The organism is Brevibacillus borstelensis (assembly GCF_003710865.1).
GTDB classification, from domain to species: domain Bacteria; phylum Bacillota; class Bacilli; order Brevibacillales; family Brevibacillaceae; genus Brevibacillus; species Brevibacillus borstelensis.
The window spans coordinates 1-785 of sequence record NZ_RHHO01000096.1 but is presented as its reverse complement, the minus strand read 5'-3'; the positions used below and the strand labels follow the sequence as shown (position 1 = coordinate 785).

General features: G+C 48.5%; 1 protein-coding gene, 1 tRNA gene and 1 pseudogene. 1 reads left to right on the top strand and 2 read right to left on the bottom strand.

The genetic code is table 11. The annotated features are described in order from the left end of the window. Positions 1-150, top strand: a 150-nt coding sequence (locus EDM54_RS25975) for a zinc-binding dehydrogenase (protein ID WP_148040239.1), incomplete at its 5' end; no start/stop codon positions are given. Between the two features lie 118 nt (positions 151-268). Here EDM54_RS25975 and EDM54_RS25970 read toward each other — a convergent pair. Both EDM54_RS25970 and EDM54_RS25965 read right to left on the bottom strand, forming a co-directional pair. Further along, positions 269-345 (bottom strand) — tRNA-Arg (locus EDM54_RS25970). 111 nt (positions 346-456) lie between these two features. After that, a pseudogene (locus tag EDM54_RS25965) lies at positions 457-785 on the bottom strand (isocitrate lyase); the annotation flags it as partial.

Below are 785 nucleotides of genomic sequence, written 5' to 3'. Positions count from 1 at the left end.
CACGACACTTTTGAGAAGGTCATCGAACTTGTACAAAATGGTCAACTTAATTTCACAGCACCTACCGAAAGATTTGCTTTGCATTGCGTAAAAGAAGCAGTGCAGTTTGCTGAAAGCAATAAACGGACCGGAAAAATATTATTAGTTTAAAAGTATTCAATAAGCGCCCGAAATTTCGACTTTTGCAAAATGTTTGCAAACAGACATTAACAAAAGAATGGCGCGGGTAGCTATCCAGCTGAAACCCGCGCCATTTCTACTTTTCCAATGGCGTCCCCGAGAGGATTCGAACCTCCGACCTACAGTTTAGGAAACTGACGCTCTATCCTGCTGAGCTACGGGGACATATTCGTTTACACTCCTTCTATTATAGGGCGATTTCGCGCATTTTGCAAACGAAGGACCAGAGAGCTTATCCCTGGTCCTTTCCCTTTTTATTTACTTTAATTAAACACCTTAATGGTGAGTAAACTGCTCTTCCTCAGTAGAACCAGTCAATGCCGTCGTCGACGATGTGCCTCCTGCAATTACCTGCGCGACCTCATCAAAATACCCGGTGCCTACCTCCCGCTGGTGGCGCGTAGCCGTGTAGCCGTACGCCTCGCTCGCAAACTCCGCTTGCTGCAGCTCAGAGTAAGCAGCCATGCCGCGGTCGCGATAGCCCCGTGCCAGTTCAAACATGCTGTAGTTGAGGGCGTGGAAGCCGGCCAGCGTGACAAACTGGAACTTGTAGCCCATATCGCCCAGCTCGTTTTGGAAACGGGCGATGTCTGCTTCATCCAGCT